The organism is Sphingobium algorifonticola, from assembly GCF_004005485.1.
GTDB classification, from domain to species: domain Bacteria; phylum Pseudomonadota; class Alphaproteobacteria; order Sphingomonadales; family Sphingomonadaceae; genus Sphingobium; species Sphingobium algorifonticola.
Map to the genome: position 1 here is coordinate 1 of NZ_RZUL01000001.1, position 20,799 is coordinate 20,799.

The window sequence follows — 20,799 nt, forward strand, 5'->3', positions numbered from 1 at the left end:
CGGCAGACCATCGAACATCGGCGCTTGCTTCACCGCAAGCTCGCCGCCTAACATCAACCCCCAGACGAGGCCCGCACTCCGCTAATCTACGCCGCGAGTTGCGCCAAATGTTCTGACGACGGACAGGGCTTCTGCGATCAGTTTCCGGCTGTTCTCCACCCCGTACAGTGCGATGAAACTGCCCATCCGCGGCCCCTGATCGGCCCCCAGCAACGTTTGGTAAAGCGCCTTGAACCAGTCGCGCAATTCGGTGAAACCAAACGCCTCGTCCTTGCCGATGGCATAGACGATGTTCTGGATGTCCTCCGCGCTCGCGCCTTCCGGCAGCACGCCAAGTTCCGCATCCAGCCTGCGCAGCGCGGCCGCCTCATGCGGCGTCGGCGGGCGACGGCGGAGGGTCGGCGCGACGAAATCCCGATGATAGGCCAGCGCATGGCCGATAAGGGCATCGAGATCGGGGTGCGTCTGCGGCGTAGCATCCGGCACATAATTGCGCAGATAGCCCCAGACCTGTTCCCGCTGCGCATCGCCCATGACTCCGACGAGGTTCAGCAGCAGGCCGAAGGTCACGGGCAGCGCCCCTTCGGGAACATGGCCGTCATGAATATGATGCACCGGATTGCCGAGCCGCTGTTCGATCGCCTGCCCCGCGTAATTGCCACGGAACTGCCAATATTCGTCCACGGCGCGGGGGATGACACCCATATGGAGCGACTTCGCCTTTTTCGGCTCGCGATAGGCGTAGAAAGCGAGGCTTTCCTGCGGCCCGTAGGTCAGCCATTGTTCTAGGCTGAGACCGTTGCCCTTCGACTTGGAAATCTTCTCGCCATTTTCGTCGAGAAACATTTCATAGTTGAACCCTTCGGGCGGCCGCGCGCCCAGCGCACGGGCGATCTTGGAGCTTTGCGTGACCGAATCGATCAGATCCTTGCCGGCCATTTCATAATCGACACCCAGCGCGACCCAGCGCATCGCCCAGTCGACCTTCCATTGCAGCTTCGCGCCGCCCGACAGGATGGATTGCTCGATCGTCTCGCCTTCATCCTCGAACCGGACGATCCCGGCATCGGCGTCCACCACCTCGACCGGCACCTGCAACACGATACCGCTTTTCGGGCTGATCGGCAGAACCGGCGAATAGCTCAGTTGCCGTTCCTTGCGCAGCGTCGGCAGCATGATGTCCATGATTGCCTGATAATGCCGCAGCACATTGCGCAGGGCATCGTCAAACTTCCCGCCACGATAATAATCCGTCGATGAGGCGAACGTGTAGTCGAAGCCGAAGCGGTCCAGAAAGTCGCGCAGCATGGCATTGTTGTGATGCGCGAAACTTTCGAACTTCCCGAACGGATCGGGCACCTGCGTCAGCGGCTTGCCGAGATGCTCCCGCAGCATCGCGCCGTTGGGCACATTGTCGGGCACCTTGCGCAGCCCGTCCATATCGTCGCTGAACGCAATCAGGCGGGTGGGAACATCCGACAGCGCATGAAAGGCGTTGCGGACCATCGTCGTGCGCAGCACTTCGTTGAACGTACCGATATGCGGCAGGCCCGACGGGCCATAGCCGGTCTCGAACAGGACATAGCCCTTCTCGGGCGCGCCATGGGGATACCGCTTCAGAAGCTTGCGCGCCTCCTCATAGGGCCAGGCCTTCGAAGCCAGCGCGGCATCGCGCAAGGAGGGCGTTTCGGTCATACAGGTTCCATGGATCAACGGACGGACGCTCCCCTTAGCGGCTTTTAAGGCTTTTTCCAGTCTTTGGACCTAGAGACAGCGTGCATGGATCGCGCTGCCTTTTCTCTCGATACCGCGTTGCGGAGCGAACTAGCCCCCGGCGAACAATTGCTGTGGAGCGCCTCCCCCGATCCCGCGCGGATGAAGGCGGCATTTGTCATATGGTTCTTTGCGGTGCCGTGGACGGTGTTTTCGCTGGTCTGGACAGCCCTCGCGACGCTGCCCTGGCATGCCGGTCCGCCGAAGGACGCCATGGGCTGGGGATTCGGCATCGCCTTTCCGCTGTTCGGCACGCCCTTCATTCTGGTCGGGCTGTGGATGCTGTACAAGCCGATCCAGATCCGGCGCGATGCCGCATCCACCATTTACGGCCTGACCGACCGCCGCCTGATCCGCATCGTAACGGGCAAGACGCGGACGACGGACATCGTGCCGCTCGACCGGATGGGTCCGATTTCAACCAAGGTCGGCAAGGATTGCTGGGGCACGCTCACCATCCAGACTGGCAGCCATGTCGATAGCGATGGCGACCGCATCACTGATCGTTTCGAAGTCGCAGCCGTCCCCGATGTGGCGCGTCTGCAACGTCTGATCGTCGAAAGACAGCGAACAGCCAGCGTTAATTGATACGCAAACGATATGTTTTCGCGGTTTCTTAACCATGGTCGGTCATAATCCGGCAGGAAAGGAGTCGCACGTCATGCAGGCGAAGCGCGGCCGGGTGCGGGTGGCAGTCGATGTGCCCGTAACGATCACAACGGTGCTCGATTCCATCGAGGCGACCGTTATCAACCTCAGCGAGGCAGGCGCGCAGGTGACCGGCGCGATATTGCCCAAGGGCACCGACTTCCAGCTCGACTGCGAAGGCCATACGACATTTGCAAAGGTCATGTGGGTCGAGCATGACCGGATGGGCGTGCGTTTTCCCTATGCCCTGACCGAGGGGCCGCTGCACGATGCGTTGCAGGCCAAGCAGACGGGGCGGGACTTGCGCGGATCGCTGCCGTTGGCGGCGGCACGGCGGCCGACCTTTGCGCACTTCGGGCGGAACCTGCGCTAGCATCCTGTCCGGCCTATGGCCGAGGCGTGCCAGAACCTTCGCATCGGCGAAAATCAGTTTCCCCTTTGTTCCGGTTTCTCCTAAACGAAGAGCGTGAAGCCGACGCCCCTTTCCCCCCTGTCCTTCCCGGCGCTGCATGCCAGCCATGCGGGCATCTGGCTGCGCGAAGGCGGGGAAACACGCGGGCTGGCGAAAGGGGAAGCCGTGGGCCGTGCGGCGGAAACGCCGGTGCTGATGCTCAACGCCCCGCTGGCCGGGCAAAGGCTGGGCTATCCCGACATCAACGGTCTCGATCTGCTGGAACTGTGGGCGTTCGTGCACCCTGCGCGCTTCGTCGTGCCGACGGCGAAAGGGCTGGCTGAGGCACTGGGCCTCGACGCGCCCGCCACCGAGGCGGACATTCCGGCACTGATTCACGCCATCGCCGAACGGCTGCTCTCGCGGCTCGATGCGCCGGTCTGGGCGGAGCGCGAAGGCGCATGGACGGCGGCGCAATCGCTTGCCCGGCTGCGCTGGCCCTGGGCACCGGTCGTCGCGCCGCGGATCGCCATGCCGGATCAGGCGGAACGCTGGCTGTTCAGCAAGCTGCCCGAATGGGAGGATGTCGCCCCCCGGCCCGCCCCACGTACGATCAGCCTGGATGGCGATGCCGTGCTGGCGCAGCTCGACAGGCTGACGGGCCAGGGCGCGGAAGCGCGGCCCGGCCAGCGGGCCTATGCGGAACAGGCCGCCGCCAGCTTTGCGCCGCGCGCCGCGCGCGATCAGCCCAACATGCTGCTGGCCGAAGCAGGGACGGGGATCGGCAAGACACTGGGTTATCTGGCCCCCGCATCGCTATGGGCGGCGGAGGCCGGCGGGGCCGTGTGGATTTCGACCTATACCAAGGCCTTGCAGCGGCAGCTCGACCGCGAGACCATCCGCCTGTTCCCCGACGCGGAGACGAGAAAACGCCGCGTGGTCGTCCGCAAGGGGCGGGAAAATTACCTTTGTCTGCTCAATCTGGAAGATGCATTACAGGGCGGCTTTGCCGGGCGCGCCGCTGTGCTCGCGCAACTGGTCGCGCGCTGGGCCGCGTACAGCAAGGATGGCGATATGGTGGGCGGCGACCTGCCCGGCTGGCTGCCGACCTTGTTCCGCCGCAACGGATCGACCGCGCTGACCGACCGGCGCGGCGAGTGCATCTATGCCGGCTGTCCGCACTATCGCAAATGCTTCATCGAGCGGGCAAGCCGCGCGTCGGCGCAGGCCGACATCATCATCGCCAACCATGCGCTGGTGATGATCAACGCCGCGCGCGGCAGGGAAGCGGCCAGCCAGCCGACCCGGATCGTGTTCGACGAAGGCCATCATCTGTTCGATGCCGCCGATTCCACCTTCGCCGCGCTGCTTTCGGGGCAGGAAGCGATCGAACTGCGCCGCTGGGTGATCGGCCCGGAAGGCACGTCGCGTGGACGGCGGCGGGGCCTGGCGGCGCGATTGTCCGACGTGGCGAGCTATGATGCGGAAGGGGCGCTTGCGATCCAGGCCGCGCGCGATGCCGCGCAGGCGCTGCCAAGCGACGAATGGCTCAAGCGCGTGGTGAGCGGCGATCCGTTCGGTCCGATCGAAGTGCTGCTGGCCGCCGTGCGCGGCACGGTTTATGCCCGCGCGGCGGAAAGCGGCAAGGATGCCGATGCCGGCTATGGGCTGGAAACCGAACTTGCCGAACCGGACGGCGCGCTGGTCGATGCGGCGCAGGCGGCCGTCACCGCGCTCGACACACTGCTGCGCCCGCTGCTCCATCTGGGCAAGCGGTTGCAGACGCTATTGGAGGACGCGCCCGATTGGCTGGATGCGCAGGCACGGGCACGGATCGACGGGGCGATTGCCTCGCTCGGCTGGCGCTGCGACCTGGTGGCGGCTTGGCTGGCGCTGCTTTCGCGGATAGGCGGCCCGGCGGATGCCGACCATGTCGACTGGCTGGCGGTCGAACGGTTCGAAGGCCGCGAATATGATATCGGCATCCACCGCCGCTGGCTCGACCCTACCAAACCGCTGGCGGAAGCCGTGCTGAAACCCGCACATGGCGTGATCGTCACATCCGCCACGTTGAAGGGCGGCGGGGGTTGGGACATGGCCGAAGCACGCAGCGGCACCTTGCATCTGTCGCGCCCCGCCGCGCGGTTCGAAGTCGACAGCCCATTCGACTATCAGGCCCAGGCGCAGGTGCTGATCGTCACCGACATCCGGCGTGGCGACATTGCCGCCCTGTCAGGCGCCTATGCCCGGCTGATCGAAGCAACGCAGGGGGGCACGCTGGGTCTGTTTACCGCGATCCGTCGCCTGCGCGCGGTGCATGCCCGCATCGCCGACCGGCTGGCGCGCGGTGGCCTGCCGCTCTATGCGCAGCATGTCGATCCGATGGACACTGGTACGCTGGTCGACATTTTTCGTGACGATCCGCATGCCTCGCTGCTCGGCACCGATGCGTTGCGCGATGGCGTCGACGTGCCGGGCGATTCGCTGCGGCTGGTGGTGATGGAAGGTGTGCCATGGCCCAAGCCGACGGTGTTGCACAGCGCGCGACGGCTGGCCGCGACCCAGACGATGGGCACCGGCAGCGCCTATGACGACGCCCTGATCCGCGCGCGGCTTGCGCAGGCATTCGGCCGACTGATTCGTCGCGCGAGCGACCGTGGCTGTTTCGTCATCCTGTCCGCCGCCATGCCAAGCCGCCTCCTGTCTGCCTTTCCGCCAGGCGTCGCCATCCAGCGCGTGACACTGGATGAGGCAATCATTGCCGTCAGCCGCCTTTCCGTACCGGAGGCCCTTGGCGAAACCGATCCTTTCGTGCATCACAAAGCGACCGGCGCATCCTGATCGTCCGTGGAGAGAGCATGAAACGCCTGACCCTGTTGCGCCACGCCAAATCGGGCTGGGACGATCCGGTCAAGCGGGATTTCGACCGCCCGCTGAACGGACGGGGGGAAAAAGCCGCGACGCTGATGGGTCAATATGCGCTCGATTCCGGCATGGCGTTCGACCTGCTGGTGGCATCTCCGGCGGTGCGCGTGGTGGAAACGCTCGATCATTTTCTGGACAGTTATGGCAAGCCGATCGAGACGGTATGGGACCGGCGCATCTATCTTGCCTCCGCCGCTGCGCTTTTCGATGTTCTGCACGCGGTGCCGGAGAGTGCAGACAATCTGTTGATGGCGGGACATAATCCCGGGCTGGAGGATCTGATCCTCGAGCTTGTGCCGGAGAGCGACGGCGACGCTCTGCGCGCGGAAGTGGAAACCAAGTTCCCGACCGCAAGCCTCGCGACGATCGCGCTGGATGTGGCGCACTGGAAGGATGTGGCGAGCGGTTGCGGACGCCTCGTCGCCTTCACGCGGCCCCGTGATCTGGATGCGGCGCTCGGCCCCGAGGCTTATTGATGCTGTTCCCCGGTGAAAGCCGGGGTCCAGGGTAACACAGTACAATTCGTGCCGCGCTGGACACCGGCTTTCACCGGGGAACAGCCGTTCGGATTGTCAGCTCAAGGCAGCCGCCAGCGTATCGCGAATGGTCTGAAGCCGGACGATCAATGTGGCATCCGCAGGCGAAGGCGCAGAAACGGACGGCGCGACTACAGCCTCCGCCGCGGGCTCCTCAACACCGGCCAGCGCCTTCTGCGCGCCACGCACGGTGAACCCCTCAACATTCAGCAGCTGGTGGATGCGGCGGACGAGCGCGACATCGGCCGGGCGATAATAGCGCCGGTTGCCGGACCGCTGGAGCGGCCGCAACTGCGTGAAACGGCTTTCCCAATAGCGCAGGATATGCTGCGGAACGCCCAGCTCGGCCGATAGCTCGCCGATTGTCAAAAATGCACCGTCCGATTTCATGACAATCATGTTGCACCTGCCACAGGTGCAGCGTCAACTGCGAAATCGGACGGCCTATCAGACGCTTATGCGCGCGCGATCCGCTCCCGCATGGTCTGGCTGGCACGAAAGGTGAGCACCCGGCGCGGGGCGATCGGCACTTCGATCCCCGTCTTGGGATTGCGCCCGACCCGTTCGTTCTTGTCGCGCAGCACGAAAGTCCCAAAGCTGGAAATCTTGACGTTCTCACCCTTGGCGAGCGCGTCCCCCATTTTGTCCAGTATCGATTCCACCATCGCGGCGGATTCGGCCCGTGACAGGCCAATATGCCGATTGAGCGATTCCGCCAGATCGGCACGCGTCAAAGTCGTGTTGTTCGTCATCAAATCCCCACCCGATGCAAACGCATGTACCGTGCGATGTGTGTCGCGACGGCTGCATGCGATGTGCGCCATTTTCAGGGCTTTGGCAAGCTATACGCTTGAAAAACAAGGTTGCATCGCGCCACTGTTTCGATCACGTTACGACTTTGCCGCCGGATGCTAGACACGCAGAACGCACGCACCCCAGGTGAAGCCCCCGCCCATCGCCTCCAGGACGACAAGCTGCCCCGGCCTGATCCGCCCATCCCGCACTGCGACATCGAGCGCCAGCGGCACCGATGCCGCCGAAGTGTTGGCATGACGATCCACTGTCACGACGACCTTTTCCGGTGCGAGCTGGAGCTTGCGCGCCGTCGCGTCGAGTATCCGCGCATTGGCCTGATGCGGAACCACCCAGTCGACATCCGCCGCCGTCAAGCCCGCAGCTTCCAGCGTTTCGCCCATGACCGCCGCCAGGTTGACGACGGCGTGGCGGAACACTTCCTTGCCGCGCATCCGCAGCTTGCCCACGGTGCCGGTGGTCGATACGCCGCCATCGACATACAGCATGGCATTATGGCGTCCGTCGGCATGCAGGCGCGTCGCCAGAATGCCGCGCGCGCCCTCCGCGCTGTCCTCGACACCCAGCACCACTGCCCCCGCACCGTCGCCGAACAGAACGCAGGTTGCGCGATCCTCCCAGTCGAGAATGCGGCTGAAGGTTTCCGATCCGATCACCAGCGCCTTGCTCGCGCTGCCACCGCGCAACATGCTGTCGGCGACCGTAATGGCGTAGAGAAAGCCCGAGCAGACGGCCGCCACATCGAACGCGATGCAGTCGTCGATGCCCAGCGCCGCCTGAACCAGCGTAGCGGACGCAGGAAAGGTCTGGTCGGGCGTCGCCGTCGCGAGAATGATGAGGCCGATCTCCCCCGCATCGACACCGGCGGCAGCCAGCGCCTTGCGCGCCGCCTCCGTCGCCAGCGTAGCGGTCGTTTCGCCATCGGCTGCGATATGCCGGTTGCGGATGCCGGTGCGTTCGACGATCCATTCGTCCGACGTGTCGACCTGCTCTGCCAGTTCCGCATTGCTGACCATGCGCGGCGGCAGGGCGGACCCCGTGCCCAGCAGAACCGATCGGCGAATCATTTTGCAGGCTGCTCCGTGGATTGTGCGGTTCGCGCCGCGTCAGCTTTCGCCTGGGTTTCGGCGAGTGCCCCGATATTAGCCAGGTCTTCGGCGATGCGGCGCGTGATGTCTTCTTCCAGCAAGCGGGCGGCGACATGCACCGCGTTGGCGACGCCCTTTACACTCGCGCCGCCATGGCTTTTCACTACGACACCGTTGAGACCCAGGAACACCGCGCCATTGTGATTATTGGGATCCAGATGATGCTTGAGCAGATGCATCGCAGGCTTCGAGATCAGAAAGCCGATCTTGGACCGCAGCGAGCTGGTAAAGGCGTTGCGCAGCACGTCCGTCACGAAGCGGGCTGTGCCTTCCGCGGTCTTGAGCGCGATATTGCCGGCAAAGCCTTCCGTCACGACGACATCGGTGTCCCCGGTGCTGATCCTGTCGCCTTCGATAAACCCATCGAACTGCATCGGCAAAGCGGTGGCGGCGCGCAGCAGGGCAGCGGCGTCGCGAATCTCGTCCGTGCCTTTCATTTCCTCTGTGCCGATGTTGAGCAGGCGGACACGCGGCCGCTCCAGATCAAGCACGGTGCGCGCATAGGCCGCGCCCATCACGGCAAACTGCACGAGGTTGCGCGCGTCGCATTCGGTGTTCGCGCCCAGATCGAGCATCACGACGTCATTGTCGCCCAGCGTGGGCAACAGCGCCGAAAGCGCGGGTCGATCGATACCCGGCATGGTCCGCAAGGCAAGCTTCGCCATTGCCATCAGCGCGCCGGTATTGCCCGCAGAAACGGCGGCCCCTGCACGCCCTTCCTTCACAGCCTGAATGGCCAGCGCCATCGAGCTGGTCTTCTTGCGGATCGCCTGGCTAGGTTTATCGGTGCCGGTCACCAGATCGGGCGCGTGGACGACTTCGGACGCCGCGCGCAGATTGGGGTGATTGTCGAGTGCCGCCTTGATCTGCGCCTCGTCCCCGAACAGGGAGAACCGCAGCCCTTCATGCCGATGGCGCGCCAGCGCAGCGCCCGCGATCATCACGCGAACGCCTTCATCCCCGCCCATCGCATCAATGGCGATCCGCGGCTGCTGGCTCACTATAATCCCCCTGGAACGGAGAGAGGCGGGTGCTTAGGCGCCGACCGCGACGATTTCGCGACCGTTGTAATGGCCGCAGGCCGGGCACAGATTGTGCGGGCGCTTGAGTTCACCGCAGTTCGAGCATTCCTGGAATGCCTGGACCTTCAGCGTATCGTGGCTGCGACGCATACCACGCTTGGAAGGAGATGTTTTCCTCTTTGGGACAGCCATGTCGGCACCTGTTTCCGTAAATTGAGACGATGCGAATAGCCGAAACGCATGAAAAGTACAGACGGCCAGTCCAGCCGCAGACCCATGCGGCCCGGAGTATCGCGAAGCCCTGCGCCTATAATGGTTTTTGCGATCGGCGCAACCATTTCCTTGCGCAGGATGCGACGCAATCCGTCTTGCCCACACGGCGCACGGGCGGCAATGTCAGCGCGAACAACGGGGAGCAAAGTTCATGATCGTCATGCCTGTCACGCTGGTCTTCGCAGCCGCCGCCGCGCTGCTCAACCTATGGCTTGGCATCCGCATCGCGCGGGTGCGAATGGCCGAGCAGGTGCTGCACGGCGATGGCGGCAGCAGCCTGCTGATGAAGCGGATGCGGGCGCAGGCCAATTTTGTGGAATATACGCCGTTCCTGCTGGTGCTGGCTGGCGTCGTCGAAATGGCATTGGGCAGCACAATGTGGCTGTGGATCGCGGTCGCGGCCTACATATTTGGGCGAATCGCCCATGCGTTCGGCATGGATTCAGATCAGCCGGCGAAAACCCGGATGATCGGCATCATGGTGACGTTCACGGTCACGATCGTCCTGACGGTGGCGGCGCTCTATGCAGCCTATGCGGGGCTGACGCGCGCGGTGGCGGTGGATATGGTGTAGGCTGCCACGATTGCGGCGAAGCACAGAACCAGCATCCGTTGGTGTCGAACGGGTACGAAAAATCAGGCCGTAACGCCCGTAATTCGATCCGCCACGAAGGGGTTGGAGCGCCGTTCATGGGCAAAGGTGCTCATCGCGCCATGGCCCGGCACAAAGGCGGTTTCACCACCAAGCGGCCATAATCGCCCGGTAATCGCGTCGAGCAGATCCTGATGGTTGCCCATGGGAAAATCGGTGCGGCCGATGGACCCCTGAAACAGCACGTCGCCGACAATCGCCAGTTTCGAAGGCGCGTGGTGGAAGACGACATGGCCCGGCGTGTGGCCGGGGCAGTGGTAGACGTCCAGCACCAGATTGCCGACCGTCACGCTGTCACCGTTGACCAGCCAGCGATCCGGCTCAAACGGCTTTCCGTTGACGCCGTAATGGCGCCCGTCTTCGTCCAGCCGCGAAATCCAGAAACGGTCCGCCTCATGGGGGCCTTCAATCGGCACGCCCAGTTCCTTCGCCAGCGTACCGGCTTCACCGCAATGGTCGATATGGCCATGGGTGATAAGGATTTTTTCGATGGTCACTCCCTGCTGTGCGGCGGCGGCTTTCAGCTTGTGCAGGTCGCCGCCGGGATCGACGAATGCGGCCTTGTTGGTGGCGGTGCACCACAGAAGCGTGCAGTTCTGCTGGAGCGGCGTGACGGGCACGAGGACGGCTTTGAGCGGAGGCATTGTCATGGCGGCAGATGTGGCGCACGGAACCCTGCTTCGCAAGGGATAGATACGCCGCAGTGCTTCCCCCGCCGCGCCATGAAAAAAGGCGCCGGAGTTACCTCCGGCGCCCTTTCCAAAGCCTGTACCGTCAGCCTCAGCCTTCGCTGCGCACGTCGCGGCGTTCGGCGATGCGGGCGCGCTTGCCGGTGCGGCCGCGCAGATAGTAGAGCTTCGCACGACGCACGACGCCACGGCGGACGACGGTGATCGAATCGATGTTCGGCGAATAGAGCGGGAAGACGCGCTCCACGCCTTCGCCGAAACTGATCTTGCGCACGGTGAAGTTGGACCCCATGCCCTTGTTGGAGCGGGCGATGCAGACGCCTTCATAGTTCTGGACACGGCTGCGCTCGCCTTCGACAACCTTCACGCCAACACGCAGCGTGTCACCGGGGCGGAAATCCGGGATATCCTTGGCGAGGGCGGCGATATTCTCGGCCTCGATCTGCTGGAGGAGGTTCATGTCCTCTTGTCCTTCATTTTGCGTTGCGCATCAGAGGGCGACTGGTCCCGAACGTCCCTGTGACGTTCCCAAAGGTCCGGCCGCCGTGACCGTGTATGATCCTGCGCCATGGCTTGCCGCCACGCCGCGATCTTCGCATGATCCCCCGATCGCAACACTTGCGGGATCATGCGCCCTTCCCATTCATTGGGCCGGGTATAATGCGGATATTCGAGGAGGCCGCTTTCGAAGCTCTCCTCATCCCCACTGGAAGCCGCGCCCATTACACCGGGAAGCAGGCGGATGCAAGCATCGAGCAGCACGATTGCGGCCGTCTCTCCGCCCGACAATATATAGTCGCCGACCGAGACCTGCCGGATCGGTCGCGCCTCGAACAGGCGTTCGTCGATCCCCTCGAACCGGCCGCACAGGATGGTTACGCCGGGCCCTGCCGCAATCTCCCGCACCAGCATCTGCGTCAGTGGTTCCCCGCGCGGCGTCATGGCGACAAGCGGGGCATCGGGTTGGGCCGCCAAGGCATGGTCCACCGCCCGCGCCAGCACATCCGCGCGCATCACCATGCCCGCGCCGCCGCCCGCCGGCGTATCGTCCACGGATTTGTGCCTGTCGGTCGCGAAATCGCGGATCTGGACGGGGTCGCACGTCCATATCCCCTGCGCCAGCGCGCGCCCGGCCAGCGAAACGCCCAGCGGCCCGGGAAACATCTCCGGGTAGAGCGTCAGTATCCGCGCCGCGAAGCTCATGGGGTGCGCGGCCGCGCCCGCAGCCACGCCGCCAGTACCCCACCGCCCAGGCACAGCGCGCCCGCCACCAGCATGCCGATGCCCATCGCCAGCAGCCATCCGGCAAAACTGCCCTGTGGATTGCGCAGCGCAGGCAGCAGGAACAGCAGAGGCGGCGCAATGACCATGGCAGCGCCCGACGCTGCCTTCCAACGCCAGTCCCACCGGAGGACATACAGCCGCCAGCCGATGACGATGAACAGCAGCATGTAGCCATAGGGCATGATCTGGCCGAAGGTCGTCATAGCGTCCAGTTCTCTGTCCTCAGGCCGGGAATGTCGGCGAAATCAGCTTGGTTGTTGGTGATAAGCGTAAGGTCGAGCGACAGCGCATGCGCTGCGATCAGGCGATCGAAGCTGCGGCGCTGCACACCCTTCAGGCGCGCCAAAGCCCCGTAAGTGTCTGCGGCAAGACGATCAAAAGGCTGAACAGTCACTATCTGCACAAGGGCATCCAACAATTTCCTGTCGCCGGCCGGATCGGAGGAATTACGGCTGCCGACGGCAAGTTCCCCATAGGTGATTGCGGACATGCACAAGCCATCCCCGATCGCCTGACGCATACGCACCCTCAGCGATTCGCTCCGTCCCTGCGCAAAATAGATGCAGATATTCGTATCCAGCAAAAACACGGCTCAACGGATCGTGTGCGTTGGCGTGGCGCGGTCCCAGTCCCGATCGTCCTGTTCGATATCTCCGCGTCCGTCTGCCATAAACCCTGTCGAGAAAGCGCCATAAAGCGCATCCAGGCTCGCCACCTTGTCATCGGCGCGACGCAACGAGAAAGTGCCATCGCCATGATCGGTGACGATGATTTCCTCTCCGGGTCGAAACCCCAGCTCTTTGGGCAAGCGCAACGCCAGAGAATTGCCCGATTTGAAGATGCGGGCGATCACCCCTTCAACCGAACGCAGACGGCTATGCTGGTTCACAAATATCTCCGTATATACATGCCGTATATACTAGACGATGAACAGCGCGTCAATCACGACGGGATCGCCGATTTCCGCCGCCTTGATCGGCACCATGAAACGTTTTGCAGGCTTGCTATCCTGGTCCGGGCGTGACTGCTCGATTTCGAGAATGTCACCCGCGCCGAAGTTTTCGACCGCGACGATCCGCCCCAGCGGTGCGCCGTCGCTCGATATGCAGGGCAAGTCGATCAGGTCGATATGATAATATTCGCCCTCGGGTAATGGCGGCAGGGCGGACCGCGGCACGGTGAGCGCCGTTCCGCGCAAGGCTTCGGCCGCCGTCCGATCGCCGATTTCGGCAAAGCGCGCGACCGCACCGTTGGGACCGGGGCGGATGCTTTTCAGCGTCAGCACCCGGTCACCCACGGCAAAACTCTTGTACTGTCTCAGACTGTCCGGCGACTGCGCGAACAGCTTGAGACGCACCTCGCCCGTCACGCCATGTGCGCCGATGACGGCGGCCAGCGTGACGGGGCGATCCGACAAGGCTTAGCCTTCCGCCTTTTCTTCGGCCGATTCAGCCGCGGGGGCTTCTGCGGCGGGCGCTTCATCAGCGGCAGCTTCCGCAGCCGGTTCCTCGGCGGCAGGCTCTTCGACAGGTGCCTTGGCGGCTTCTTCGGCCGCCTTCTTGGCTTCTTCGGCTTCCGCCAGCTTGGCTGCGCGTTCTTCGGCGCGTTCGGTCGCCTTCTCGCCCGGCTTGCCCTTGTTCGGATTGTTGCGCGGCGCACGCTCCGTCACACCGGCGGCATCCAGGAAACGCAGGACGCGATCGCTCGGCTGCGCGCCGACCGAAACCCAATGCTTGGCCCGATCGATGTCGAGCACGACGCGCTTGTCATCATCCTTGGCGAGCAGCGGATTGTAGCTGCCGATCCGCTCGATGAACTTGCCATCACGCGAAGACCGGCTGTCGGTCACGACGATCCGGTAATAGGGCCGCTTCTTGGAGCCGCCACGCGACAGACGAATTGCAGTTGCCATAACTCTAACCTTACCTTTCTTGAAACATAATCAATGTGTTGAAATCATTTCTTCATAAACTTTTCGAAACCCGGCGGCAGCTTCGGCATATCGCCGCCGGGCAGACCGGGCATCGCACCCATGCCACCGCCCGCACCGCCCATGCCACCGGCACCGCCGCCGCCCAGCAAGCCGCCCATGCCGCCGCCGGCGAACATCTTCCCCAGCCCCTTCAACCCGCCCATCTTGCGGATCTTCTTCATCGCGGTTTCCATTTCCTGGTGCATTTTCAGGACACGGTTGACCTCCTGCACCGTTGTGCCGGACCCTTTGGCGATGCGGATCTTCCGCTTGGCGTTGATCAACGCAGGGCGCGACCGCTCCTTGGGGGTCATCGATGAGAGGATGGCGTCCATATGGACCAGCGTCTTGTCGCTGGCACCGCTCTGCGCCATCGCCATCTGCGCCTTCTTGAGGCCGGGGATCATCCCTGCGAGCGCGCCCAGGCCACCCATGCGCCGCATCTGCGCCAACTGGGCGCGCAGATCGTCCAGATCGAACTGGCCCTTCGCCATTTTCTTGGCAAGCTTGTCCGCCTCGTCGGCATCGATGCTCTCGGCGGCTTTTTCCACCAGACTGACGACGTCGCCCATGCCCAATATGCGGCTGGCGACGCGGCCCGGATGGAAGACTTCGATCGCGTCGAGCTTTTCGCCGACCCCGGCGAACTTGATCGGCTGGCCGGTCACCGCCCGCATCGAGAGGGCCGCGCCGCCGCGGGCGTCGCCGTCCATCCGGGTGAGCACCACGCCGGTCAGTGGCACCTGCTCGGTAAAGGTCTTGGCGACATTCACCGCGTCCTGGCCAGTCAGCGAATCGACCACGAGCAGGATTTCATGCGGCGTCGCAATGTCCGACACCGCCCGCATCTCGTCCATCAGCGCCTGATCGACATGCAGCCGCCCTGCGGTGTCGAGCATCACCACGTCGAAGCCCTGAAGCTTGCCCGCCTGCAACGCTCGCCGGGCGATCTCGACCGGCGACTGGCCCGCGATGATCGGCAGGGTCGCCACATCGCACTGTCGGCCCAGCACGGCCAGCTGCTCCTGCGCGGCCGGGCGCTGCACGTCGAGCGAGGCCATCAGGACCTTCTTGCGGTCCTTTTCCTTCAATCGCTTCGCCAGCTTCGCCGTCGTCGTCGTCTTGCCGGAGCCTTGCAGGCCGACCATCATGACGATGGCGGGCGGCGTCACGTCGATCATGAGTTCGACACTGTCCGCGCCGAGCATGGCCGTCAGCGCATCGCTCACGATCTTGACGACCTGCTGCCCAGGGGTGACGGACCGCAGGACATTCTGGCCAACGGCTTCTTCGGTCACCTTGTCGACGAAATCGCGCACCACCGGCAGCGCCACGTCGGCTTCGAGCAGCGCGATCCGCACTTCGCGCATCGCCCCACGCACGTCCGATTCGCTGAGCGCGCCACGGCCCTTCAGCTTGTCGAACACGCCACCAAGGCGATCGCTCAATGAATCGAACATGCCAACCTCACTGGGGCGCGAACCCCTGAAAATCCTTGCCTTCCCTGAAACGACAAATACGCCGGTGGGCGAAACCTCGCCAACCAGCGTTATCCTTCGTGCCGTCCCCAAGGGACCTGATGGCGCATCGGATGTGTCAGGGCACCGGCGGGCTAGGCCCGTCGATCTGGCGGCGCTCTTAGCGCAGCGCAGCGCCCGGCGCAACCGCACGCCAATTTACCCCTTCTCAATGCTTTTGGCCCACAACGGCGCGCATGCAGGGGAATGTTGATCGCAAGGCGCCACCGCCGCCCACCGGAGACGGCGGGCCGCGTCTCAGCGCGCAAGACAAGGCGCAGCGCGATCTGCTGACCGGTGCCATTCTCTTTGCCGCCAGCATATTGTTCGTCGTCAACGGCAGTACGGCGATGGGCCAGGTCATCGATGCCCTTTCGGGCCTTGGCGCCGGTGTCGAGGAAGTGCTGACCATTGCGGTGCTGCTGAATGTCGCGCTGATCCTGTTCGGCTATCGCCGCTATCGCGATCTGCAGCAGGAAGTGGCGCATCGCGCCGCAGCGGAAGAACGGGCGCGTTCGCTGGCGGCGATCGATCCGCTGACCGATTTCTACAACCGGCGCTCACTACTGGAGCAGGGCGCAGCGATGATCGCGGACGCCCACGGCCGCGGGCGCGCGGTGGCGGTTCTGCTGCTCGACCTCGACCATTTCAAGACCGTGAACGACATTCACGGTCATGAGGCGGGCGACCATGTCCTCAAGGTGGTGGCCGAACGCATCGCCCGCGTCATGCCGCCCCATGCCCTTGCGGCGCGGCTGGGCGGTGACGAGTTCGCCTGCACCTGCATTTTCGACCCCGCCCATCCTGAAACGGTGGAGCGCGTGGCGGAAGACGTGGTTGCGGCGCTTTCCCACGGCGTCGCCTATGGCAGCAGCGAGCTGATCGTCAGCACATCGCTCGGCCTGTCGCGGTCGGACTGCGACGGCGACCAGATCGACGTGCTGATCCGTCGTGCCGACATCGCCATGTATTCCGCGAAAAATGCCGGGCGCAACCGCCATGCCTGGTTCGCCTTCGCCATGGAGGAGGAATTGCACCGCCGCAGCGTGATCGAAGCGGCCATGCGCCGGGGCATCGCGCAAGGCGAGTTCGTGCCCTATTATGAGCCGCAGATGGACCTGCTGTCGGGCGAATTGCTCGGTTTCGAAATGCTGGCGCGCTGGGAAAGCCCCGAGCTGGGGCTGACTGGCCCGGACCAGTTCATCCATGTCGCCGAGGAAACCGGCATGATCGGCGAGCTTTCCTTCGCTGTCATGCGCCGCGCGTTCAGCGATGCGCGCAACTGGGATCCCGCCCTTACGCTGTCGGTCAATATCTCCCCGTCGCAACTGCGCGACCCTTGGCTCAGCCAAAAATTGCTCAAACTGCTGCTGGAAACCGGCTATCCGGCCAATCGGCTGGAAGTGGAAATCACCGAAACCTGCCTGTTCGAAAATCTGGAACTGGCCAAGACGATCGTCCAAAGCCTCAAGAACCAGGGCATCCGCATCGCCCTCGATGACTTCGGCACCGGCTACAGCTCGCTGGCGCATCTGCGCGCATTGCCGTTCGACCGGATCAAGATCGACCGCAGTTTCGTGACAGCCATGGGCGACAATGGCGAGAATGCCGCGATCGTCACGGCAATTGCCCGGCTGGGCGAAAGCCTGGGCCTGCCGGTGACCGCAGAGGGCGTCGAGACGCTGGCGATCGAGACCCAGTTGCGCGGCATCGGCCTCGCCAAGGGTCAGGGCTGGCATTTCGGCAAGCCCATGACCATCGAACAGACCCGGCGCATGCTGGCCGATCGCGGCATGCTGCCCGCGCGCGAGCGGACCGTCGCGCCGACCGACAATGGCGTGCCGCCGCGTCAGACGCTTTCCTTCGGCTGACGCCGCCGCTGCCGCCCCAGCGGCAACCGCGCCATGGACTTGCCATGGCAGCCGCATTACATCGCACCGCATGAACGGCCGCTTCTCCAAGATGCAGGGTCTGGGCAACGACTTTGTCGTGATCGACGCGCGCGATGCGCCGCTGGCGATGACGACGGCGCGCGCCCGCGCCATTGCGGACCGGCACAGCGGCATCGGCTGCGACCAGTTGATCCTGATCGAGCCATCGGACGTCGCCGATGTGCGCATGCGCATATTCAATGCCGATGGCGGCGAGGTGGAAGCCTGCGGTAATGCCACCCGCTGCGTTCCGCTGTTTCTGGGCCGCGACGTGCGGATCGAAACGGCAGGCGGCCTGCTGGAGGCGCGGTTGACCGATGGCGGCGCAACCGTCGACATGGGGCAGCCGCGGTTCGATTGGGACGCTATCCCGCTCGCCTATGCGATGGACACGCGAGACATGCCGGTCGGCTGGGACCATCTCGATCACCCCGCCGCCGTCAATGTCGGCAACCCGCATGTCGTGTTTTTCCAGCCCGGGATGACGATGGATGACGCAGCACGCATCGGCCCCGTGATCGAGACCGATCCGTTGTTCCCGGCGCGCGTCAACGTCAACTTTGCCGAGGTCGAGCGGGCGGACCGCATCCGCCTGATCGTATGGGAGCGCGGCGTGGGGCTGACACGGGCATGCGGCACTGGTGCCTGTGCGACCGCGGTGGCCGCGATCCGGCGGGGACTGGCGCGTGGGCCCGTCACGATCGTCCTGCCTGGCGGCGACCTTGTGATCGACTGGTCGCCGGGCGCATCCATCCGTATGTCCGGCCCGGCCGCACATGTGTTCGACGGCACGGCGGACTGGACACGGTTTTGAGCAGACAGGCCATGGCCGCCAACGGACCGCAGCTCATCACCATGGGTTGCCGCCTCAACATCGCCGAAAGCGAAACGATGCGGGCGCTGGCCGCCGGGCAGGATGATCTGGTGATCGTCAACAGTTGCGCGGTGACGAACGAAGCGGTCCGCCAGACGCGGCAAGCGATCCGCCGCGCCCGCCGCGACCGGCCCGACGCGCGCATCGTCGTGACCGGTTGCGCCGCACAGACCGACCCCGCGATGTTCGCCGCCATGCCCGAAGTCGACAGCGTGATCGGCAACCGGGAGAAAATGGCGGCGGGGAGTTTTCGCGTTGCAGGGGCCATCCCGCACCCGTCATCCCAGCGAAAGCTGGGATCTCTCTCGCCTGAATTGGGTCCTGTAAGCGAGACCCCAGCTTTCGCTGGGGTGACGGAAGAAATATTCTCTAAAATCCGTGTCTCCGACATCATGGCCGTCCGCGAGACTGCCCCGCATCTGGTCAGCGCCTTTGCCGACCGGGTTCGTGGTTTTGTGGAAGTGCAGAATGGCTGCGATCACCGCTGCACTTTCTGCATCATTCCCTATGGGCGGGGGAACAGCCGATCGGTGCCGGCCGGGGCGGTGATCGATGCCGTGCGGGCGCTCGTCGATGGCGGCTGCCGCGAGATCGTGCTGACCGGCGTGGATGTGACCAGCTACGGTCCCGACCTGCCCGGCCAGCCCACCCTGGGCCTGCTGGTCGAGCGCATATTGAACGCCGTGCCCGCCCTGCCCCGGCTGCGCCTGTCATCGCTCGACAGCGTGGAGATTGACGACCGGCTGTTCGCGCTGGTGACCGAAGAGCCGCGCCTGATGCCGCATCTCCACCTTTCGCTTCAGGCGGGGGACGACATGATCCTGAAGCGCATGAAGCGCCGCCATAGCCGCAAGGACGCGCTCGACATGGTGGCGCGCATCCGTGCCCGCCGCCCGGATGTGGCGATCGGTGCGGACATCATCGCGGGTTTCCCCACGGAAACCGAAGCGATGTTTCAGAACAGCCTGGCACTGGTCGCCGACTGCGCCATCGTCCACGGCCATATCTTTCCCTATTCGCCGCGCGAGGGAACCCCTGCGGCGCGCATGCCGCAGGTCGATCCGGCCCTTGTCAAGGATCGCGCCGCGCGCCTGCGCGACGCCTGCGCGATCCAAAGGGACGCCTGGCTGCGCAGTATGGTTGGGAGTCGGCAAGCGGTCCTTGTCGAGCGCAGCGGACTGGCAGGCCATGCCGAAAACTTCGCGCCGATCACGCTGGGGACACCCGCGCCGCCAGGCGAAATCCTTGCCGTGCGCGTGACGGCGCTTGAGAATGGCCGCCTGATCGCGCAAGAGGCAGTGCATGACTGAACCAAGCTGGCGCGATCGCCTATTCGGCGGCCTCAAGCGTACATCCGATCGCCTGGGCGACAATCTGACCGGCCTGTTCAGCCGCGCGGCGCTGGATGAGCAAACGCTCGATGAAATCGAAGAGGCGCTGATCCTCTCCGACCTTGGCCCGGCCATGGCGTCACGCATCCGTGAACGTCTTTCGCAGGGGCGTTTCAACAGGGAACTGACCGAAGATTATCTGCGCGAAATCATTGCCGAGGAAATCGAGAAAGTGCTGGCACCGGTCGCCCGTCCGCTGGAGATCGAGGCTTTCCCCCGGCCGCAGGTGATCCTGGTTATCGGCGTGAACGGATCGGGCAAGACAACGACGATCGCGAAACTCGCCAATCTGTTCCTTGAGCAGGACTATGGCGTGATGCTGGCGGCGGGTGACACGTTCCGTGCGGCGGCCATCGGCCAGTTGCGCGTTTGGGCCGACCGGCTGGGCATTCCGATCGTATCGGGCAAAGAAGGCGGCGACGCGGCCGGTGTCGTGTTCGAGGCCGTGAAACAGGCGACCGAAACCGGCATCGACGTGCTCATCGTCGACACCGCCGGACGCCTTCAGAACAAGCGCGAATTGATGGATGAACTGGCCAAGATCCGGCGTGTGCTGGGCCGCATCAATCCGGCTTCCCCGCACGATGTGGTGCTGGTTCTGGATGCCACCACTGGCCAGAATGCGCTTAGCCAGATCGAGGTGTTTCAGGAGGTTGCGGCGGTCACCGGCCTTGTCATGACAAAGCTGGACGGCACTGCGCGCGGCGGTATGCTGGTCGCGGCGGCGGAGAAATATCGCCTGCCCATCCATGCCATTGGCATCGGCGAGAAGATTGAGGATCTGCGCCCCTTCGATCCCGCCGACATGGCGCGCGCGATCGCAGGCACCGCTTATGCGCGGTAGCCAAAGACTCTCACAAAATCGTCATGCTGAACATGTTTCAGCATCCATTGGTGCGATCTGCGTGTTGGTCACACACAACGAGCAAATGGATCCTGACTTTCGTCAGGATGACGAAG

Annotated in this window: 24 protein-coding genes; 9 read left to right on the forward strand and 15 right to left on the reverse strand. The window is 64.2% G+C overall.

Annotated features, from left to right (window positions below):
- Positions 1-81 precede the first annotated feature (81 nt).
- Positions 82-1,695 carry a lysine--tRNA ligase gene (locus ENE74_RS00005; protein WP_127688601.1) on the reverse strand — a complete coding sequence of 538 codons (1,614 nt, stop codon included), beginning with the start codon at positions 1,693-1,695 and terminating at the stop codon, positions 82-84.
- An 84-nt stretch (positions 1,696-1,779) separates the two neighbouring features.
- On the opposite strand from ENE74_RS00005, the gene ENE74_RS00010 reads away from it, so the two are divergent.
- From ENE74_RS00010 to ENE74_RS00025, 4 genes are all read left to right on the forward strand, one after another.
- Positions 1,780-2,361, forward strand: coding sequence for a hypothetical protein (locus tag ENE74_RS00010; RefSeq protein ID WP_127688602.1), 582 nt, complete (start codon positions 1,780-1,782; stop codon positions 2,359-2,361).
- A 73-nt stretch (positions 2,362-2,434) separates the two neighbouring features.
- The gene (locus ENE74_RS00015; RefSeq protein WP_164847329.1) at positions 2,435-2,794 is read left to right on the forward strand and encodes a PilZ domain-containing protein; all 360 of its coding nucleotides are present in this window, start codon (positions 2,435-2,437) and stop codon (positions 2,792-2,794) included.
- A 93-nt stretch (positions 2,795-2,887) separates the two neighbouring features.
- Positions 2,888-5,653, forward strand: a complete 2,766-nt coding sequence (locus ENE74_RS00020) for an ATP-dependent DNA helicase (RefSeq protein ID WP_241241757.1) — start codon at positions 2,888-2,890, stop codon at positions 5,651-5,653.
- A gap of 17 nt (positions 5,654-5,670) precedes the next feature.
- Positions 5,671-6,213 (forward strand): SixA phosphatase family protein, encoded by a 543-nt coding sequence (locus ENE74_RS00025; RefSeq protein ID WP_127688604.1) that lies wholly within the window; start codon positions 5,671-5,673, stop codon positions 6,211-6,213.
- A 96-nt stretch (positions 6,214-6,309) separates the two neighbouring features.
- Here ENE74_RS00025 and ENE74_RS00030 read toward each other — a convergent pair whose 3' ends face one another.
- The 5 genes from ENE74_RS00030 to rpmF all read right to left on the reverse strand — a co-directional run bounded on the left by ENE74_RS00030 (position 6,310) and on the right by rpmF (position 9,448).
- Complete coding sequence (locus tag ENE74_RS00030; protein WP_127688605.1) at positions 6,310-6,672, reverse strand: MerR family transcriptional regulator; 363 nt, start codon at positions 6,670-6,672, stop codon at positions 6,310-6,312.
- A gap of 56 nt (positions 6,673-6,728) precedes the next feature.
- Positions 6,729-7,025 (reverse strand): integration host factor subunit alpha, encoded by a 297-nt coding sequence (locus tag ENE74_RS00035; protein WP_127688606.1) that lies wholly within the window; start codon positions 7,023-7,025, stop codon positions 6,729-6,731.
- Positions 7,026-7,184: 159 nt separating this feature from the next.
- Complete coding sequence (locus ENE74_RS00040) at positions 7,185-8,153, reverse strand: beta-ketoacyl-ACP synthase III (protein WP_127688607.1); 969 nt, start codon at positions 8,151-8,153, stop codon at positions 7,185-7,187.
- Entirely contained in the window at positions 8,150-9,235 is a 1,086-nt protein-coding gene (gene plsX / locus ENE74_RS00045) for a phosphate acyltransferase PlsX (protein WP_127688608.1), read from the reverse strand. The genes ENE74_RS00040 and plsX overlap by 4 nt, the downstream gene beginning before the upstream one ends.
- A 33-nt stretch (positions 9,236-9,268) precedes the next feature.
- Positions 9,269-9,448, reverse strand: coding sequence for a 50S ribosomal protein L32 (rpmF, locus tag ENE74_RS00050; RefSeq protein WP_127688609.1), 180 nt, complete (start codon positions 9,446-9,448; stop codon positions 9,269-9,271).
- Between the two features lie 232 nt (positions 9,449-9,680).
- On the opposite strand from rpmF, the gene ENE74_RS00055 reads away from it, so the two are divergent.
- The gene (locus tag ENE74_RS00055; protein ID WP_127688610.1) at positions 9,681-10,103 is read left to right on the forward strand and encodes an MAPEG family protein; all 423 of its coding nucleotides are present in this window, start codon (positions 9,681-9,683) and stop codon (positions 10,101-10,103) included.
- Between the two features lie 62 nt (positions 10,104-10,165).
- On the opposite strand, the gene ENE74_RS00060 is transcribed toward ENE74_RS00055, so the two are convergent.
- The 9 genes from ENE74_RS00060 to ffh all read right to left on the reverse strand — a co-directional run bounded on the left by ENE74_RS00060 (position 10,166) and on the right by ffh (position 15,586).
- Positions 10,166-10,831, reverse strand: coding sequence for an MBL fold metallo-hydrolase (locus ENE74_RS00060; protein ID WP_127688611.1), 666 nt, complete (start codon positions 10,829-10,831; stop codon positions 10,166-10,168).
- A 130-nt stretch (positions 10,832-10,961) separates the two neighbouring features.
- Positions 10,962-11,330 carry a 50S ribosomal protein L19 gene (gene rplS, locus ENE74_RS00065; RefSeq protein ID WP_127688612.1) on the reverse strand — a complete coding sequence of 123 codons (369 nt, stop codon included), beginning with the start codon at positions 11,328-11,330 and terminating at the stop codon, positions 10,962-10,964.
- Entirely contained in the window at positions 11,327-12,073 is a 747-nt protein-coding gene (gene trmD, locus ENE74_RS00070) for a tRNA (guanosine(37)-N1)-methyltransferase TrmD (RefSeq protein WP_127689489.1), read from the reverse strand. The genes rplS and trmD overlap by 4 nt, the downstream gene beginning before the upstream one ends.
- Positions 12,070-12,357 carry a hypothetical protein gene (locus tag ENE74_RS00075; RefSeq protein WP_127688613.1) on the reverse strand — a complete coding sequence of 96 codons (288 nt, stop codon included), beginning with the start codon at positions 12,355-12,357 and terminating at the stop codon, positions 12,070-12,072. The genes trmD and ENE74_RS00075 overlap by 4 nt, the downstream gene beginning before the upstream one ends.
- Positions 12,354-12,743, reverse strand: coding sequence for a type II toxin-antitoxin system VapC family toxin (locus ENE74_RS00080; protein WP_127688614.1), 390 nt, complete (start codon positions 12,741-12,743; stop codon positions 12,354-12,356). The genes ENE74_RS00075 and ENE74_RS00080 overlap by 4 nt, the downstream gene beginning before the upstream one ends.
- A 3-nt stretch (positions 12,744-12,746) precedes the next feature.
- The gene (locus ENE74_RS00085) at positions 12,747-13,043 is read right to left on the reverse strand and encodes an antitoxin (RefSeq protein ID WP_241241758.1); all 297 of its coding nucleotides are present in this window, start codon (positions 13,041-13,043) and stop codon (positions 12,747-12,749) included.
- 30 nt (positions 13,044-13,073) lie between these two features.
- A complete protein-coding gene (gene rimM / locus ENE74_RS00090) occupies positions 13,074-13,571 on the reverse strand; it encodes a ribosome maturation factor RimM (RefSeq protein ID WP_127688615.1) in 498 nt (165 codons plus the stop codon).
- A gap of 3 nt (positions 13,572-13,574) precedes the next feature.
- Entirely contained in the window at positions 13,575-14,066 is a 492-nt protein-coding gene (gene rpsP / locus ENE74_RS00095) for a 30S ribosomal protein S16 (RefSeq protein WP_127688616.1), read from the reverse strand.
- 44 nt (positions 14,067-14,110) lie between these two features.
- Positions 14,111-15,586, reverse strand: a complete 1,476-nt coding sequence (ffh, locus tag ENE74_RS00100; protein ID WP_127688617.1) for a signal recognition particle protein — start codon at positions 15,584-15,586, stop codon at positions 14,111-14,113.
- Between the two features lie 254 nt (positions 15,587-15,840).
- Here ffh and ENE74_RS00105 point away from each other — a divergent pair, with 254 nt between their 5' ends.
- From ENE74_RS00105 to ftsY, 4 genes are all read left to right on the forward strand, one after another.
- Entirely contained in the window at positions 15,841-17,514 is a 1,674-nt protein-coding gene (locus ENE74_RS00105; protein ID WP_127688618.1) for a putative bifunctional diguanylate cyclase/phosphodiesterase, read from the forward strand.
- Positions 17,515-17,584: 70 nt separating this feature from the next.
- Positions 17,585-18,388: a diaminopimelate epimerase gene (gene dapF / locus ENE74_RS00110; RefSeq protein WP_127688619.1), complete on the forward strand. Its 804-nt coding sequence runs from the start codon at positions 17,585-17,587 to the stop codon at positions 18,386-18,388.
- An 11-nt stretch (positions 18,389-18,399) separates the two neighbouring features.
- Positions 18,400-19,758 carry a tRNA (N(6)-L-threonylcarbamoyladenosine(37)-C(2))-methylthiotransferase MtaB gene (gene mtaB, locus ENE74_RS00115; protein ID WP_127688620.1) on the forward strand — a complete coding sequence of 453 codons (1,359 nt, stop codon included), beginning with the start codon at positions 18,400-18,402 and terminating at the stop codon, positions 19,756-19,758.
- Positions 19,751-20,683, forward strand: coding sequence for a signal recognition particle-docking protein FtsY (gene ftsY / locus ENE74_RS00120; protein WP_127688621.1), 933 nt, complete (start codon positions 19,751-19,753; stop codon positions 20,681-20,683). The genes mtaB and ftsY overlap by 8 nt, the downstream gene beginning before the upstream one ends.
- Positions 20,684-20,799 lie beyond the last annotated feature (116 nt).

Excerpts from the sequence above, each read along its gene's own strand:
- rplS (WP_127688612.1), bottom strand. The coding sequence starts at position 11,330 with ATGAACCTCCTCCAGCAGATCGAGGCCGAGAATATCGCCGCCCTCGCC.
- ENE74_RS00040 (WP_127688607.1), bottom strand. The coding sequence starts at position 8,153 with ATGATTCGCCGATCGGTTCTGCTGGGCACGGGGTCCGCCCTGCCGCCG.
- ENE74_RS00005 (WP_127688601.1), bottom strand. The coding sequence starts at position 1,695 with ATGACCGAAACGCCCTCCTTGCGCGATGCCGCGCTGGCTTCGAAGGCC.
- trmD (WP_127689489.1), bottom strand. The coding sequence starts at position 12,073 with ATGAGCTTCGCGGCGCGGATACTGACGCTCTACCCGGAGATGTTTCCC.
- ENE74_RS00010 (WP_127688602.1), top strand. The coding sequence starts at position 1,780 with ATGGATCGCGCTGCCTTTTCTCTCGATACCGCGTTGCGGAGCGAACTA.
- ENE74_RS00055 (WP_127688610.1), top strand. The coding sequence starts at position 9,681 with ATGATCGTCATGCCTGTCACGCTGGTCTTCGCAGCCGCCGCCGCGCTG.
- rpmF (WP_127688609.1), bottom strand. The coding sequence starts at position 9,448 with ATGGCTGTCCCAAAGAGGAAAACATCTCCTTCCAAGCGTGGTATGCGT.
- ENE74_RS00075 (WP_127688613.1), bottom strand. The coding sequence starts at position 12,357 with ATGACGACCTTCGGCCAGATCATGCCCTATGGCTACATGCTGCTGTTC.
- ftsY (WP_127688621.1), top strand. The coding sequence starts at position 19,751 with ATGACTGAACCAAGCTGGCGCGATCGCCTATTCGGCGGCCTCAAGCGT.
- ENE74_RS00015 (WP_164847329.1), top strand. The coding sequence starts at position 2,435 with ATGCAGGCGAAGCGCGGCCGGGTGCGGGTGGCAGTCGATGTGCCCGTA.
- ENE74_RS00025 (WP_127688604.1), top strand. The coding sequence starts at position 5,671 with ATGAAACGCCTGACCCTGTTGCGCCACGCCAAATCGGGCTGGGACGAT.
- ENE74_RS00030 (WP_127688605.1), bottom strand. The coding sequence starts at position 6,672 with ATGATTGTCATGAAATCGGACGGTGCATTTTTGACAATCGGCGAGCTA.
- ENE74_RS00105 (WP_127688618.1), top strand. The coding sequence starts at position 15,841 with ATGCAGGGGAATGTTGATCGCAAGGCGCCACCGCCGCCCACCGGAGAC.
- ENE74_RS00060 (WP_127688611.1), bottom strand. The coding sequence starts at position 10,831 with ATGACAATGCCTCCGCTCAAAGCCGTCCTCGTGCCCGTCACGCCGCTC.
- rpsP (WP_127688616.1), bottom strand. The coding sequence starts at position 14,066 with ATGGCAACTGCAATTCGTCTGTCGCGTGGCGGCTCCAAGAAGCGGCCC.
- mtaB (WP_127688620.1), top strand. The coding sequence starts at position 18,400 with ATGGCCGCCAACGGACCGCAGCTCATCACCATGGGTTGCCGCCTCAAC.
- ENE74_RS00035 (WP_127688606.1), bottom strand. The coding sequence starts at position 7,025 with ATGACGAACAACACGACTTTGACGCGTGCCGATCTGGCGGAATCGCTC.
- ffh (WP_127688617.1), bottom strand. The coding sequence starts at position 15,586 with ATGTTCGATTCATTGAGCGATCGCCTTGGTGGCGTGTTCGACAAGCTG.
- dapF (WP_127688619.1), top strand. The coding sequence starts at position 17,585 with ATGAACGGCCGCTTCTCCAAGATGCAGGGTCTGGGCAACGACTTTGTC.